Below are 14,494 nucleotides of genomic sequence, written 5' to 3'. Positions count from 1 at the left end.
CGCATTCCGCTGCAATATGGGCCCCGGCTCAGCAGCGCACCGCCGAAGAGGCGCTGCGCCGCGTCCGGGGCATGAGACCGCCGTTTGACGCGCAACTGCATCAGAATCGTCATTGCGAGCGCAGCGAAGCAATCCAGAATCGTTCCGCCGCGGCAGCCTGGATTGCTTCGCTGCGCTCGACAGCGTCGCTCCTTCAATTCACCCGCTCGACAACATGAGCGCGAGACGGTGCGGGATCGAACCTCTCGCCGAAATATTGCGTCTCGTGCGCCACCAGTCCTTCGCGGAATTCCATGATGCTGACGACATAGGACGGCACCCCGTCATAGGTCAGCACGAACTCGCTCACCCAGAGATCCCCGCCGCCGATGATCCGCCGCACCGTGAAGCGCTTCTTGTTGGGCTGCACGAACCGGCTTTCCTGAATCGTCCTGCGGCCGCGGATGCGCTCGCCGGACTGCGGATAGTCGAGCACCGCGTCCTCGCGGTAGATGTCATGCTCGGCCTCGAAATCATTCGCGTCCGACGCATCCCAATGGCGCTGAAGGGCCGCCAGCATCACCTGATCATCCATCGCGCTCTCCCGTCTTGCGGTGTCTGCTCCCCAGATCGGGGCGCAGAGAGCCGGCGACAAGACCGGCTAGCAACGTCTAACAACGACTAACGGGCCAAAAATCCGACATGGATGCAGATTGGCATTGCAGCGACCTGGAATCCGCCAGAGCCGCGCCCGTCACGCCGGGGAACCCCATGGCCCGTTTGCTCTCCCTCAATGTCGGCCTGCCGCGCGACATCGCGTGGCAAGGCAGGACCGTGCATACCGGAATCTGGAAGGCACCCGTCAGTGGTCCGCGCAGGGTGCGGCGGCTCAACATCGACGGCGATGGCCAGGGCGATACCGCCGGTCATGGCGGCGAGCAGCGCGCGGTCTACGTCTATCAGCAGGAATCCTATCAATACTGGCAGGAGCACCTCGGTCGATCGAACCTCGTCCATGGTCAATTCGGCGAGAATTTTACCGTCGAGGGCCTCGCCGACAGGGACGTCTGCATCGGAGACCGTTACAGGATCGGCTCCGCCCTGCTTGAGGTGACGCAGCCGCGCGTCACCTGCTACCGGCTCGGCATTCGCATGGAAGAGCCGGACATGGCCGCCCTGCTTGTCAGGCACGGCCGGCCCGGCTTCTATTTTCGGGTGATCGAGGAAGGCGACGTCGAGGCCGGCAACGAGATCGTGCAGGTCGCCAGCGGGCCCGAGCGCATGAGCGTGTCCGAGATCAATGCGCTGCTGTATCTGCCCCCTCACCCGCGCGACCGCTTGGAACGCGCGCTGAAAATTCCGGCGCTGAGTGGCGGCTGGCGTCATTCCTTCGAGGCGCTGCTCGAGCAGCAACGCATGGACACGACAGCGGGAAACGCCGGGCTCGGCCCGGCATCGAGCCCGCCTCCGGCCTGGCGCGGCTTCCGGCCGTTTCGCGTGGCGCGCAAGATCGCCGAAAGCGGCAACGTGACGTCGCTGATTCTCGAACCCACAGACGGACATCCCGTCGCCGCCGCCCTGCCCGGGCAGTTCGTCGTCGTGCGGCTCGGCTCCGCCACTGCACCGGCGATGACGCGCAGCTATTCGCTGTCCAGCCGCTCCGATGCCGCGTCCTGGCGCATCAGCATCAAGCGCGAAGCCCACGGCGCGGCGAGCCAGTATATCGCCGACGAGGTCAAGATTGGCGACGCCGTGCAGATCGGCGCGCCGCGCGGAAGTTTCACGCTGCGGCAAGATCCACGGCCCGTCGTCTTGCTGAGTGCCGGCATCGGCGTGACGCCGGTGCTTGCGATGCTGCACGCGCTCGCCGCGGAAGCATCGACGCGAGAAATCTGGTGGCTGCACGGCGCCCGCAACGGTCGCGAACATGCGTTCGCCGCCGAGGTGCGCGAGCTGTTGGCTGGGCTGGCTCACCATCACAGCCATGTCTGCTACAGCGCGCCCGATCCGGGCGATCGTCTCAATGTGGATTTCGACGCGACCGGACATCTGGACCTCCGGGTGCTTCAAACCCTCGGCGTCCCATCAGATGGCGATTTCTATCTGTGCGGGCCGGCACCGTTCATGACTGATCTCTCGCGCGGGCTTGCCGCATTCGGCGTCGCGCCGGATCGCGTTCACACCGAGATGTTCGGCGCCGGACCATCCCTGACACCCGGCATAGCGGCCTCCCCGCAGAAGCGGACGCACTTGCCGGCCGGCGCAACCGGCCCGGGCCCGATGGTCTCGTTCGCCCGCAGCGGCCTCAATGTCTGCTGGGGACCATCATATGCCAGCCTGCTCGAACTGGCCGAAGCCTGCGACGTTCCCGTGCGCTGGTCGTGCCGGACCGGGGTGTGCCACAACTGCGAGAGCGGGCTCGTGGCCGGCGCGGTCAGCTATGCGCCGGACCCGCTCGACGCACCTGCGGACGGCAATGTTCTGATCTGCTGTTCACGGCCCCAGGGCGACGTCGTGATCGATCTGTGAGTGTCGGCGCTCACGCCAGACATGCGCGAAGACATGCGAGAATTCGAAGACATGGGAGAGTTCAATGCGACCTGACATGATGCCGGGAGTAACCTTCCCCGATTACGAGCTCAGCGACCACACCGGCAAGCACCGGAAGCTCTCCGAGCTCCAGGGTGGCGATCCGATGGTGCTCGTTCTCGGCCGCGGCGGCTTCTGTCCGAAGGATCGCCGCCAGGCCGAAGGCCTGCTGCAACTCCATCGCGAGATGGAGGTCGGCTATTGCCGGCTGGTCACGATCACCACCGACAACATCACCCAGACCAGCGAATATCGCAGCGGCGTCGGGGCGCACTGGCCTTTCCTGTCGGATTCGCGGCGGATCGTTCAGAAGGATCTCGACATCGCCGAATACACCGATCCCGTCCACAATCCGATGATCCCGCATGTCATCGTGCTGGAGCCAGGCCTGCGCGTTCACAAGATCTATAACGGCTACTGGTTCTTCGGACGCCCGACCGTCGAAGAGCTTCGCCAGGATCTCCGAGCCGTCAGCATGAGTTGCCGTCCGGACTGGGACATCACCGCGCCCGGACTGAAGGCCCTCTGGGATCAGGGCCACAAGGAGCATTTTTATCCCTACGGCAAGGCTTACGTCGAAACTCTCGGCGAACGGGATTAGAACCACATTCCAGCATCGTCCGTTCGGACGAACGCCGAGCCAGGAATGTGGATGATCCAGATGAAGACGACTCCCGGCGATCGCGCCGGCCGCATGGGCGCGCGCCAGATCTACGAAGCCCTGAGGGATCAGATTCTGACGCGGGTCTACGGGATCGACGGCTTGCTGCCGTCGTCGCGGGCGCTTGCCGGCGAGATGGGCGTGGCGCGCTCGACCGTGACCGTCGCCTATGAACAGCTCGCCGCCGAAGGTTTTATCGAGACACGCCATGGCGCGCGGCCGCGGGTTGCCCGCGCCGTCGTCGAGCGCGGACGCGCGCGCGCCGCATCGCGGCCCTCGGCGCGCAAGCCGCTTCTGTCGGCCTTCGGCGAGCGGCTGCGGTCGGACCCGCCGCGCTGGACCGAGCCGCCGCGCGGGCTCATCGCCAACTTCCGCTATGGCGAGCTCTCGCCGTCGGATTTCCCGGAGCCGGCATGGAAGAAGGCCGTGACGGCGGCGATGGCGCGCAAGCCCGAGCGGCTGGCCTATGACGACCCCTGCGGCGCACTGCGGCTGCGGACCGCGCTTCAGGGCTATCTGTGGCGATCGCGAAGCGTCCGCTGCGAGGTCGATCAGATCGTTGTCGTGAACGGCTCGCAGCAGGGCCTCGACATCTGCGCGCGCCTCCTGCTCGACGCCGGCGACCGCTTCGTGATGGAGGATCCCGGCTACCAGATGGCGCGGCACACGCTCGCGGCGACGGGCGCCGAAACGGTGCCGATCCCCGTTGACGCGGACGGACTGGAGACAGTGCGGCTCGACGGCATCGAGGCCCGGCTCGCCTATGTGACGCCATCGCATCAGTATCCGCTCGGCGGCGTCATGCCGATCGGACGCCGGCACCAATTGCTCGCCTGGGCGCGCAAGCACGACGCCTACGTGATCGAGGACGATTACGACAGCGAGTACCGCTACGACACAAAACCGATCCCGCCGCTGCATGCGCTGGAGGGCAGCGACAACGTGATCTATCTCGGCACCGTCTCCAAGACGCTCTCGCCGACCCTGCGGATCGGCTACCTCGTCGTGCCCGCCGGGCTGCGATCCCTGTTCGCCGCCGCCAAGCAGATCATGGACCGGCACACGCCGCTGATCGAACAGCACGCTCTCGCTTCGATGCTCGAAAGCGGCGCCTATGACAGCCACGTCAGGCGCGTGCGCCGGCGCAACGCCGAGCGTCAGCAGGCACTGATCGGCGCGTTGCGCCGCCGGTTCGGAGATCGCGTCCGGATCGAGGGCACGGCGGCGGGCCTGCACGTGGTGGCGTGGCTCGACGATCTGGCGCAGAAGCGCGAAGATGCATTGATCCGAGCGGCGCGCGCGAAAGGCGTCGGCATCTATCCCGTCTCGGCGTTGTTGGTCGGCCCAAGCCGACCGCCGAGCCGGACCCGGAAGACTGTCGGTCTCGTAATGGGCTATTCGGCGCTGGAGATCGCGCAGATCGAGCGAGGCTGCAAGCTTCTCGCGCAGGCCGTCGCCGAACTGGACTGATCAAATCATACAGAACTGGCCGTTTCATATAGACCAGATTCCGGCTATCTCCGCATCGAGAACGGAGACACGCCATGTACATCCCGCCCGCCTTCAAGGACGACGACATCGACAGCATCCGCGCGACCATCCGCGGTACGCGCCTCGCCAGCCTGGTGACGGCGACGAGCGAGGGCCCTGTCGCCACGCCCCTGCCGCTCTTCCTCGACGAGAGCGAAGGCGAGCACGGCGTGTTGTACGGACATGTCGCGAAAGCCAACCCGCAATGGAAGCTGCCGCCGATCGGCGATGCGCTCGCCATCTTCAACGGCCCCGATGCCTATGTGACGCCGTCCTGGTATGCGACCAAGCAGGAGACCGGCAAGGTCGTGCCGACCTGGAATTACGTCGCCGTGCATGCCTACGGCCCGGTGGAATTCTTCCAGGAGCCGGAGCGCCTGCTCGAGGCCGTGACGCGGCTGACCAAAAAGCACGAAGGCGCGCGCGCAAAGCCGTGGGCGGTCAGTGACGCGCCTGCTGACTTCATCGCCGCGCAGTTGCGAGGGATCGTCGGCGTGCGCATCCCCGTGGTGCGGTTCGAAGGCAAGCGCAAGATGAGCCAGAACCGGCCCGAGGCCGATCGGGTCGGCGTCGCGCAGGGTCTCGCCGCAAGCGAGAACCACGGCGATCGCGAGGTCGCAGCGCTGATCCCGCTGCCAACCTGAGTCAGCTTGCGCAGGAATGCGCGACGACGCGCCCGCCCCTCACAACGGCTTCCGCCAGTTTGCGCCCGACGTCACCGAAATCCGATAGGGCAAGATAGCCTTGCGCGTAGGCTTCCTGCGTCAGGCGTTCGAGGCGCTTGTCGTCTCCGGTCGACCATTGCCTGGCGATGTAGTCTGCCCCGGCTTTCCCGAAAATCTTGGGGTAGTGTTCCATGTCGTTCTGACGACGATAATAGTAGTAGTCGATATGGGCGACGAATTGCTTCCGCCCCTCTCCCGCGCAACGCGATCCATAAGGGCGCTCGAACGCCAGAGCGGTCTCGCGGCGCAAGCCTGCGCGACCGTCCACGAAGATCTCTTCGTTGGAGCCATAACCCGGACCATCGACGGGTGCTGCTGGTTGCTGGGCTGTCTTCTGCGGAGCGAATGCCCAGGCGGCGACCTGCCAGATGACAAGCGCCCAGACGATGAACCAGACGCGGCTCATTTGAAGCTCGCCGACGCCTGCTGCCGTGGCAGGCATACCGGAGACGGATCAAACAACATACCAGGCCCGGTGAACCAGAGAACGACGTCGCGGATATCCTCCGGGAAGTCTTCCTTGACGATGCCCTTTTGTTTGAACGCATCGGCCAGCTGCGCCTTGACGCGAACGTCCAGCGGCGTGGAATACGCGGCGTTCGCCCGATCGCGCTTCTCTTCACTGCAGAACATGCCCATTCTCGGATTTGGGCAGTCGTAGATCTTCACCCAGCCCCGCGCATAGGCCTCCGTAGCCGCCCTCAGGTTCGCCTTCATGGTGTCGTCGCACGGCGACATCGCGTAAGCGGTGCTTGCCTGCAATGCGCCCATCCGCAGTGCGTCTTGCTTCGGGTCCTTGTCGCTTTGCAGGGTGTGCTCCGCTTCCCAATCCTTCCGCTGCCTGGCCTTTGAATGCTCATCGCCGAACGAGGAACTGAGCGTTGGCCTCAATTCACCGACTGGCGAAACGTGCGACACCGGAAATCCGCGAATCGCCCAGGAGACGCCCACGAACGTGGAGACGAACGCCATGCAGGTGAAAAGAACAAATCGGCTCATGATGCGCACTCAAAATTCGCGCGCAACCTAACCGTGTCGGCGTTAAGAGATGTATTAATGCGCGGGTTCCCGCAATGCAGGGTAAATGAACGTCTAAAACACGCCACAGAAATGATCCGGACTCTGCAGAACACATCGCCGGGAACCCAACACAGGCGATCCTGTTGGTGAACCTTACGCCACATCCTGACAGGAACCCTTATGTGCCGCTGGATCGCATACCGGGGCGAGACCACCTCGTTCGAACCCTATGTCACCGAGCCCGAGCATTCGCTGATCGCGCAGAGTATCCGCTCGCTGCAATCCACCGCGGGCTCGAACGGCGACGGCTTTGGTCTCGGCTGGTATGGCGAGCATCCGGAACCCGGCCTTTATCGCGAGACCCGTCCGGCCTGGTCGGACGAAAACCTGCGCTACCTCTGCCGCCATCTGCGGTCGCATCTGTTCTTCGCCCATGTGCGCGCCGCCACCGGCACGGCGGTGACGCGGCAGAATTGTCATCCGTTCGCCTGCGGCCAGTGGATGTTCATGCACAACGGCTTCGTCGGCAGCTGGAATCGCCTTCGGCGCAAGGTCGAGGCGCTGATCCCCGATGCCTATTACCCCTCGCGGCTGGGCACGACCGATTCGGAAGCTGTGTTCCTCGCCATGATGGGCGCGGGTCTCGACCGCGATCCAATTGGCGCAACGCAAACCGTGCTGCAATCGCTGATTGGCCTGGTCAACGAGGGCGAGCTTCGTGAGCGCCTGCGCTTTACCAGCGCGATCGCAAACGGCAGGGATCTCTATGCGTTTCGCGTCGCGGTCAACGATGCCGCCAACACACTCTATTATCGCGAGGCCGGCGGCGGCCAGGTTGTCGTCGTGTCCGAGCCATTCGACAAGGAAACGGACTGGACGGAAGTGCCGGCGAATCACGCCCTGGTCGCGCGCGCGTCCGAAACCGTGAAGATTGTTCCGTTCGACCTTGCAATTTCCGGGGCCGACGCGGAACCGGCCCGGGTCAGACGGATTATTGCCCGCAGGTAATACCACTGCCGGGTGGCCCCATGACATTTGCTTCAGAGCCATTTGCGTCAGACGTTTTGAAACTGCTGCGCCTCGATTCCTCCGATGACAAGCAGCACCTCGTCATCCGCTCTGCCGGCGGACGGGGCAAGGCGGCTGAATACTCCTTCGGCATCGAGGAGGAATACTTCCTCGCCGATCGCCGCAGCCTCGAGGTCGCCATCGAAACGCCCAACGCGCTGTTCGAGTCGGTGAACTGGTCCACCGGCGGCCAGGCGATGCGGGAGATGCTGCAATCCCAGCTCGAGGTTGCCACCAACGTTCACGTCGATGTCAATGACGCCCGGGAGGAGCTGCGGTTCCTCCGCCGCGAGGTCGCCAACGTCGCCGCGCAATACGGCTTCGTCATCATGGCCTGCGGCACGCATCCGACCGCGGTCTGGCGCATGTCGCAGCCGAGTCCGAAGCCGCGCTACGAGGAGATGATCGAGGATCTGCGCAGCATCGGCCACCGCAACATGATGTGCGGCATGCATGTGCACGTCCAGCTGCCCGATCCCGAGAAGCGCATGGCGGTGATGCGGGCGATGCTGCCGCATCTGCCGCTGTTCATCGCGCTGTCGGCCTCCTCTCCGTTCTGGAATTCCCACAAGACCGGGCTGAAGGGCTACAGGCTTGCCGCCTATTCCGAGCTGCCGCGCACCGGCTTGCCCGAACTGTTCGAAAACAGGCACGACTACGACGAATATGTCGGCGCGCTAAAACGCTCCGGCGTGATTCCCGACGAGAGCCACATCTGGTGGGCGATGCGGCCGTCCATGAGGCATCCGACGCTCGAGCTTCGCGCGCCCGACACCTGCACTTTCATCGACGACGCCGTTGCCATCGCCTCGCTCTATCGCTGCCTGACGCGCCATCTTTATCTGCGGCCGCATCGGTCGAAGGAGGTCACAGTGGTCGAGCGCGCGATTGCGGTCGAGAACAAATGGCGGGCCCAGCGCTACGGCACCGATTGCATCTTTGCCTCGAAGGACGGGCCGGTCACCATCTCGGAGCTGCTGGCCCGGATCATCGACGACGTCGCCCAGGACGCAGCCGCGCTGAACTGCACCGCCGAGGTCGAGCACTGCCGGACCATCGTGGAGCGCGGCAGCTCGGCGGAGTTCCAGCTTCGCGCCTATCGCGAGAATTCGGAGGACATCGGGGCGGTCTCGCGCTGGATCGCAGCCTCGACGATCTCGGGCGCGAGCGCTCCGATCGGAAGCGTTCGTTCGCCGTCATAGCGCCCGCGCAAGCTTGGCGAACGACAATGTCGCTCCTGAATTCGATGATCGTGGAGGAACGCGTGAATCGCGTCACGTCTTGCGCTGGCTGCGGCCACGGACTTGTACCGCTGCTTTCGGCCAAGGGCCGCGCGGAGCTCAGCTGCCTCTGGTGCGAAGGCATCGACGCGCGAACAGTGGACATGGCGAAATGGGCGGACAGCCCGATCGGCAAGCCCGAGCGGATCGTCCGTCAGCCATTCGAATGAGCGGTTTCTCGTGCCCGGCCGCCGGCCTTTGCTGATCGACGCGACCTGCGCGGCTGCACGCCCGCGCCGGGGCTTGCCGACAAATTAGACAAGACGCGCCCCGTCGCCGGGGTTGCGGGCTCGGCGATGAGGCCCGGGCAAGCCAGCCTAACGCGCCATCTAACCTCCGGTGCAATCTCGATTTTTCATCGCGCCGTGCGGAGCCGCCGAGCCCGCGCATCGTGCTGCATCTCGACTGGCCCAGAATTCGCAGGGCAGCGTCAGGCCTGATTCCCTGCTCCCACGAATTGGCGCAGCAAGATGCGTGCGCCCGGAGACCGGATGAGCGGCAAAGATCGGAGAGTGCCATGAACGTGCATGCCGCCGGCGATCTCAAATTTACCGGCCTCACCCATCCGAACGGCGCGCCACTACGCCTCAACGCTCAGGATTTCGTGGCGATCGATCGCGACAGGAATGCCAGGTTCGAGGCGACGTACCGGCCGCAGGCCCTCTACAACCGCGCGAACGAGGGCTTCCACGCCAACAACGAAACCTTCCTCCTGCACGAAGTCGCGACGAACCTCCCGATCTACCGCCCGGACACCGGCCCCACCGATTTCCATCTTCATCTTCCGCCGGGCGGCTTTCAGCTCGTGCTGGTCACCTCGGGCGCCTTCACCTTCGACTACGACGGGCGCTTCTACAATGTCGGCCCCGGCGCGGCGATGCTGCAAAGCGCGATCGTCCACCGCCAGCTGTTCTACACCTGGTCGGGGCTCTCGACCGAAGAAAGCCTGAAGACGCCGCAGACCGTGGTGCCCGACCCGATCTCGATGGGCTACTCCGGCAAATTCCTCGAAGCCTTCGTGACCGATCCGACGACCTTTCCGAACCCGACCATCGTCGGTCCGGACCAGATCAACGAGGCCGAGACGCCGCGCGTGGCCTGGAGCCACCCTCTGCACAACCGGCCGGCCGACGCGGGCTTCTGGCTTCAGGATCCCCTCGCGCTGGACGCGCTGTTCAAGCCGCTCGTCGACAGTCCGATCAAATCGGCCATGCCGGTGTACGTGCGCGACATCGGCATCGAAGTGCCGAGCGGCCATCTCGTCACCGGCCACATCATCGCAACCGACCCGCGTGGCCAGTCACTCCTGCCGAAGAGCACGTCGATCGCCGCGGACCCGACCTGTTTCGCCAAGGGCGAGGTCGTGATCTATCGCGTCATTCGCGGCACAGCCGAGTTCAAGAAAAGGTCCGGCGAGAGCTTTGAACTTTCCGCCGGCGATGTGGTGACGGCAGGCAAGGAGTCGATCAGCCTCATTGGCGTCGGCGAAAACACCCAGGTCCTCAGGCTCGGCCTGCTGAAGGGCATGAACGAGCTTCGCAGCTGGGCGCCGACGCAGCGCGACGAGATCGACGGCCTCGCCGGCCAGATCATCACGCACAAGGACGTCCGCCCCCTGCGCACCGAAGGCAAGCCGGTTGGATATTTGTACGGGTAGAAGGTTCTCAGCTAGGCGCCGGAGGTGTTCTTCCTTCTCCCCTTGTGGGAGAAGGTGGCGCGAAGCGCCGGATGAGGGGTTCTCCACTGGCGCGACCGTTCGTGAGGATAGAGACCCCTCACCCGGCTTCGCGTTCCGCGAAGCCACCCTCCCCCACAAGGGGGGAGGGTAAGCACGCGCCAATTCGACCAAATCCTGTTCGCTTGAGAGCCGCTCGTGCTGCTCTTACTCCGCCGCCTGCCGTACATGCCGCGCCGTCGGCGTGCGCATGGTGACGAGCTCTTCGGCCGCGGTCGGATGCAGCGCGATCGTCGCGTCGAAGTCGGCCTTGGTCGCCTTCATCTTCACCGCGATCGCGACCACCTGGGTGACCTCGGCGGCACAATCGCCGACGATGTGGCAGCCGAGCACGCGGTCGGTCGAGCCATCGACGACGAGCTTCATCAGCACGCGGGTGTCGCGGCCGGACATGGTCGCCTTGATCGGGCGGAACGTCGTCTTGTAGATGTCGACGTGGCTGAATTGCGCACGCGCCTCGGTCTCCGTCAGACCGACCGTACCGACCTCCGGCTGCGAGAACACCGCGGTCGGAATGTAGGAATGATCGACCTGCACCTCGCGCTTGCCGAATACGGTGTCGGCAAACGCATGCCCCTCGCGGATCGCAACCGGCGTCAGATTGTGCCGGTGGGTGACGTCGCCGATCGCATAGATGCTGTCCACCGAGCTCTTCGAGAAATGGTCCACCGCGATGCCGCCATTCTTGGGGTTGATGGCGACGCCGGCCTTCTCCAGGCCGAGATTGGCGACCGACGGATGGCGGCCGATCGCGAACATCACCTGGTCGGAAGCGAGGCTCGAGCCGTTCGACAGATGCGTGGTGAATTCCTCGCGGTGCCGATCGACCTTCGCCACCGTGCAGCCGGTGAGAATGGTGATGCCCTGTTTTTCCATCTCGCTGCGGACGTGGGCGCGAACGTCCTCGTCGAAACCGCGCAGGATGTTGTCGCCGCGATAGATCACGGTGACGTCGGAGCCGTAGCCGGCGAAGATGCCGGCGAATTCCAGCGCGATGTAGCCGCCGCCCTGGATCACGATCCGCTTCGGCAGCTTCTTGAGGTGAAACGCCTCGTTGGAGGAGATCACGTGCTCGATGCCTGGAATCGCGGCGCCGTGGTTGGGCGCGCCGCCGGTGGCGATCAGGATGTATTTTGCGGTGATCTTCCGGTCGTTCTCGAGCAGGCGGATGGTGTGCTTGTCCTCGATCACCGCGCGGCTCTTGACGACCTGCGCGCCCGACTTCTCGACATTCGTCGTGTAGGCCGCTTCCAGCCGCGCGATCTCCTTGTTCTTGTTGGCGATCAGCGTCGGCCAGTCGAAGGTCGCGGGCGGAACGGTCCAGCCGAAACCGGCGGCATCTTCCAGCTCGTGACGGACATGCGAGCCGATCACGAACAGCTTCTTCGGCACGCAGCCGCGGATCACGCATGTCCCGCCCATGCGGTACTCTTCCGCGATCATCACGCGCGCACCGTGACCGGCCGCGATGCGGGCGGCACGCACGCCGCCCGAGCCGCCACCGATGACAAAGAGGTCGACGTCGAATTCAGCCATTGTCCACTCCGACCTCTTCTTTCAGCGCATGATCCGGAGAAGTGTGCAGCGGTTCTCCGATAGGATCATACGCAAATAACAGCCTAAAGCGCGATGACGCGCTTTAGGGATTTTTGATCAGATAGGTACTGTCAGATTTCCTTGCCACGCTTGCGCATCTCGGCGCGAAAGTTGCCCATCACGGTCTCGGAGAAGTTCTGGGCCCAAGAGTTCATGAAGGCCATGCTCAGACCGATGGCGCGCGGCTCGGCGTCGATCAGCTTTTTGCCTAGCGGCGACTTGTAGAAGGTGACGAGATCCTTCAGCTCCTGCTCGGTGAACTCGCTGGCATAGATCTGCGCCATGCCCTCGCCGATCTCGTTCTGGCGACCCTGGAGCTGCTGGGCGACGACCTGGGCGACCTCGTTGAGGTCCTTCTGGTAGTTGAGGTTCTGCTGGATCAGCGTGATCTTGGTCTTCTCGACCATGCCCGGCACGGCGCCTTGATACATCACGGTGGCGTTCTTGATCTGCAGGATCTCCTTGGCCGCCGCGATCGCCGCCGGCGAGGCCTTCGGCTGGGCCGGCGCGGCTGCGGCCTTGGGCTGGGCCGGAGCCGGCTGCTGCGCCATGGCCGGGAAGGCCAATCCCGCAGCGAGGGTCACGGCCGGCAACAATTTCAAAACGCTCTTCATTCCTGGTCTCCTTTCGGCTTGCGCCGTTCCATCACGCGAATTCCCTCGCCGCCAGCCAAAACGGCCGAGCTGGCCAAGCCGATGAACAACCCATGCTCGACCACGCCGGGGATCGCGCTCAACGCCTTGGCGAGGCTGGGCGGATCTTTGATGCGTCCGAGCTGGGCATCGACGATCCAGTGGCCGCCATCGGTGACGAAAACGTGGCCATCCTTGGCCTCGCGGACCGCCATTTGCCCGGAAACGCCGCATGCGGCAAATGCCTTTTCGATCGCGCGGCGCGTCGCCCCGAGCCCGAACGGGATGACCTCGACCGGCAACGGAAACTTGCCGAGCGTCGGCACCCATTTGCTGTCGTCGGCAATCACGATCATGCGATCCGAGGCGGCCGCCACGATCTTCTCGCGCAGCAGCGCCCCGCCGCCGCCCTTGATCAGGTTGAAGTCGGGATCGATCTCGTCGGCGCCATCGACGGTGAGGTCGAGATGGTCGATCTCGTCGAGCGTGGTCAGCGGCACGCCGCAGCGCAGCGCATCGAGGCGCGTCGCCTCCGAGGTCGGCACGCCGATCACCTTGAGCCCGGCCTGCACGCGCTCGCCGAGCAGCTCGACGAAATGCTTGGCGGTCGAGCCGGTGCCGAGCCCGAGCTGCATGCCGTCACGCACCTCCTCGAGGGCGCGCGCCGCAGCCTGCCGCTTCAACTGGTCCATGTTCACGATGCGCCCGCCCCTGAATTGAGAGTGTGCCGCCGATAGGTTGCTTGCGGCGGCCTATGTAGCCTCGTTTTTCCCGCCGGAACAGGCCTCTGGGCCGATCTTATAAGGTGAACTTATGGCTTCGGCCCTTGCGCCGATCCGGCTGGCCCGATAGCGCTGGGACCATGACCTCCCCTTACACCCTCGTCTTCGATCTCGACGGCACGCTTGTGGATACGGCGCCCGACCTGATCACCGCGCTGAATTTCGTGCTCGACCGCGAAGGGCTGCCGCCCGTGCCGATGGCCTCGGCCCGCAACATGATCGGCGCCGGCGCCCGCAAGCTGATCGAACGAGGGCTGGAGGCCGAGGGCCGCATGGTCACGCCGGCTGACATGGACCGGATGACGGCGGATTTCATCGCCTATTACGCCGACCACATCGCGGTCGAATCCCGCCCGTTCGAGGGGCTCGAGGCCGCGCTCGACCAGTTTACGGCCCAGGGCCACCGGCTGGCGGTCTGCACCAACAAGCTGGAATGGCTGTCGAAGCGGCTGTTGGACCAGCTCGACCTCACCCGCCGATTTGCCGCGATCTGCGGCGCGGACACCTTTGGCGTCCAGAAGCCCGATCCGACCATTTTCCGCGAGACCGTGGCGCGCGCCGGCGGAGCGGTCAAAGCCAGCATCATGGTCGGCGATGCCGGAACCGACGTCGGCGTGGCCCGGCGCGCCGGGGTGCCCGTGATCGGGGTCAGCTTCGGCTATACGGACGTGCCGATCGCCGAGCTGAAGCCGGACCGGCTGATCCATCACATGCGCGATCTGCCGGCCGCAGTCCACAGCCTGATGACCGCCTAGAAACCACAAGCCACTGAGATAACTGGCATATTCCACGGAACTCTGCGTTAACCATCTATTATCTATGCGCAGCGCGCCGGTTGCTTGCTTGGAACGACGCTCGTAGGTTCGCCCGGGGATGTGGCGGTTCGTCGCAGTTAAA

The 14,494-nt window shown here is 64.7% G+C and carries 15 protein-coding genes; 9 read left to right on the top strand and 6 right to left on the bottom strand.

From position 1 onward, the window contains the following. Positions 1 to 193: 193 nt before the first annotated feature. Positions 194 to 574, bottom strand: a complete 381-nt coding sequence (locus tag ACKWRH_RS17160; RefSeq protein ID WP_445221536.1) for a nuclear transport factor 2 family protein — start codon at positions 572 to 574, stop codon at positions 194 to 196. Positions 575 to 750: 176 nt separating this feature from the next. On the opposite strand from ACKWRH_RS17160, the gene ACKWRH_RS17155 reads away from it, so the two are divergent. The 4 genes from ACKWRH_RS17155 to ACKWRH_RS17140 all read left to right on the top strand — a co-directional run bounded on the left by ACKWRH_RS17155 (position 751) and on the right by ACKWRH_RS17140 (position 5,403). Further along, positions 751 to 2,508: an MOSC domain-containing protein gene (locus ACKWRH_RS17155; RefSeq protein ID WP_445221535.1), complete on the top strand. Its 1,758-nt coding sequence runs from the start codon at positions 751 to 753 to the stop codon at positions 2,506 to 2,508. A 64-nt stretch (positions 2,509 to 2,572) separates the two neighbouring features. After that, on the top strand, positions 2,573 to 3,169 hold the full coding sequence (locus ACKWRH_RS17150) for a redoxin domain-containing protein (protein ID WP_445221534.1): 597 nt from the start codon (positions 2,573 to 2,575) through the stop codon (positions 3,167 to 3,169). A 51-nt stretch (positions 3,170 to 3,220) separates the two neighbouring features. Continuing rightward, positions 3,221 to 4,699 carry a MocR-like pyridoxine biosynthesis transcription factor PdxR gene (gene pdxR, locus ACKWRH_RS17145; RefSeq protein ID WP_445221533.1) on the top strand — a complete coding sequence of 493 codons (1,479 nt, stop codon included), beginning with the start codon at positions 3,221 to 3,223 and terminating at the stop codon, positions 4,697 to 4,699. Between the two features lie 74 nt (positions 4,700 to 4,773). Continuing rightward, on the top strand, positions 4,774 to 5,403 hold the full coding sequence (locus ACKWRH_RS17140) for an FMN-binding negative transcriptional regulator (protein ID WP_445221532.1): 630 nt from the start codon (positions 4,774 to 4,776) through the stop codon (positions 5,401 to 5,403). A 1-nt stretch (position 5,404) separates the two neighbouring features. Here ACKWRH_RS17140 and ACKWRH_RS17135 read toward each other — a convergent pair whose 3' ends face one another. Together ACKWRH_RS17135 and ACKWRH_RS17130 are read right to left on the bottom strand one after the other, a co-directional pair. Next, on the bottom strand, positions 5,405 to 5,890 hold the full coding sequence (locus ACKWRH_RS17135; protein WP_445221531.1) for a hypothetical protein: 486 nt from the start codon (positions 5,888 to 5,890) through the stop codon (positions 5,405 to 5,407). After that, positions 5,887 to 6,483 (bottom strand): hypothetical protein, encoded by a 597-nt coding sequence (locus ACKWRH_RS17130; protein ID WP_445221530.1) that lies wholly within the window; start codon positions 6,481 to 6,483, stop codon positions 5,887 to 5,889. Before ACKWRH_RS17130 ends, ACKWRH_RS17135 begins: the two co-directional genes overlap by 4 nt. 201 nt (positions 6,484 to 6,684) lie before the next feature. Between ACKWRH_RS17130 and ACKWRH_RS17125 the strand changes: the two genes are divergently transcribed. The 4 genes from ACKWRH_RS17125 to ACKWRH_RS17110 all read left to right on the top strand — a co-directional run bounded on the left by ACKWRH_RS17125 (position 6,685) and on the right by ACKWRH_RS17110 (position 10,509). Continuing rightward, complete coding sequence (locus tag ACKWRH_RS17125; RefSeq protein ID WP_445221529.1) at positions 6,685 to 7,512, top strand: class II glutamine amidotransferase; 828 nt, start codon at positions 6,685 to 6,687, stop codon at positions 7,510 to 7,512. A gap of 20 nt (positions 7,513 to 7,532) precedes the next feature. Then, complete coding sequence (locus ACKWRH_RS17120) at positions 7,533 to 8,774, top strand: carboxylate-amine ligase (protein WP_445221528.1); 1,242 nt, start codon at positions 7,533 to 7,535, stop codon at positions 8,772 to 8,774. A gap of 26 nt (positions 8,775 to 8,800) precedes the next feature. Beyond that, on the top strand, positions 8,801 to 9,022 hold the full coding sequence (locus ACKWRH_RS17115) for a hypothetical protein (protein ID WP_445221527.1): 222 nt from the start codon (positions 8,801 to 8,803) through the stop codon (positions 9,020 to 9,022). Positions 9,023 to 9,369: 347 nt separating this feature from the next. Beyond that, the gene (locus tag ACKWRH_RS17110) at positions 9,370 to 10,509 is read left to right on the top strand and encodes a hypothetical protein (protein ID WP_445221526.1); all 1,140 of its coding nucleotides are present in this window, start codon (positions 9,370 to 9,372) and stop codon (positions 10,507 to 10,509) included. A 225-nt stretch (positions 10,510 to 10,734) separates the two neighbouring features. Here the strand turns inward: ACKWRH_RS17110 and gor are convergent, their stop codons facing one another. The 3 genes from gor to rpiA all read right to left on the bottom strand — a co-directional run bounded on the left by gor (position 10,735) and on the right by rpiA (position 13,513). Next, a complete protein-coding gene (gene gor / locus ACKWRH_RS17105) occupies positions 10,735 to 12,123 on the bottom strand; it encodes a glutathione-disulfide reductase (protein WP_445221525.1) in 1,389 nt (462 codons plus the stop codon). 131 nt (positions 12,124 to 12,254) lie between these two features. Then, the gene (locus tag ACKWRH_RS17100) at positions 12,255 to 12,797 is read right to left on the bottom strand and encodes a DUF2059 domain-containing protein (RefSeq protein ID WP_445221524.1); all 543 of its coding nucleotides are present in this window, start codon (positions 12,795 to 12,797) and stop codon (positions 12,255 to 12,257) included. Further along, on the bottom strand, positions 12,794 to 13,513 hold the full coding sequence (gene rpiA / locus ACKWRH_RS17095; protein ID WP_445221523.1) for a ribose-5-phosphate isomerase RpiA: 720 nt from the start codon (positions 13,511 to 13,513) through the stop codon (positions 12,794 to 12,796). The genes ACKWRH_RS17100 and rpiA overlap by 4 nt, the downstream gene beginning before the upstream one ends. A gap of 164 nt (positions 13,514 to 13,677) precedes the next feature. Here rpiA and ACKWRH_RS17090 point away from each other — a divergent pair, with 164 nt between their 5' ends. After that, positions 13,678 to 14,352 carry an HAD-IA family hydrolase gene (locus ACKWRH_RS17090; protein ID WP_445221522.1) on the top strand — a complete coding sequence of 225 codons (675 nt, stop codon included), beginning with the start codon at positions 13,678 to 13,680 and terminating at the stop codon, positions 14,350 to 14,352. The last annotated feature ends 142 nt before the right edge of the window (positions 14,353 to 14,494 follow it).

It is taken from the genome of Bradyrhizobium sp. Pa8 (genome assembly GCF_052588265.1).
Note: the sequence above shows the minus strand (reverse complement) of the source record. Positions and strands in the feature narration are given on the sequence as shown.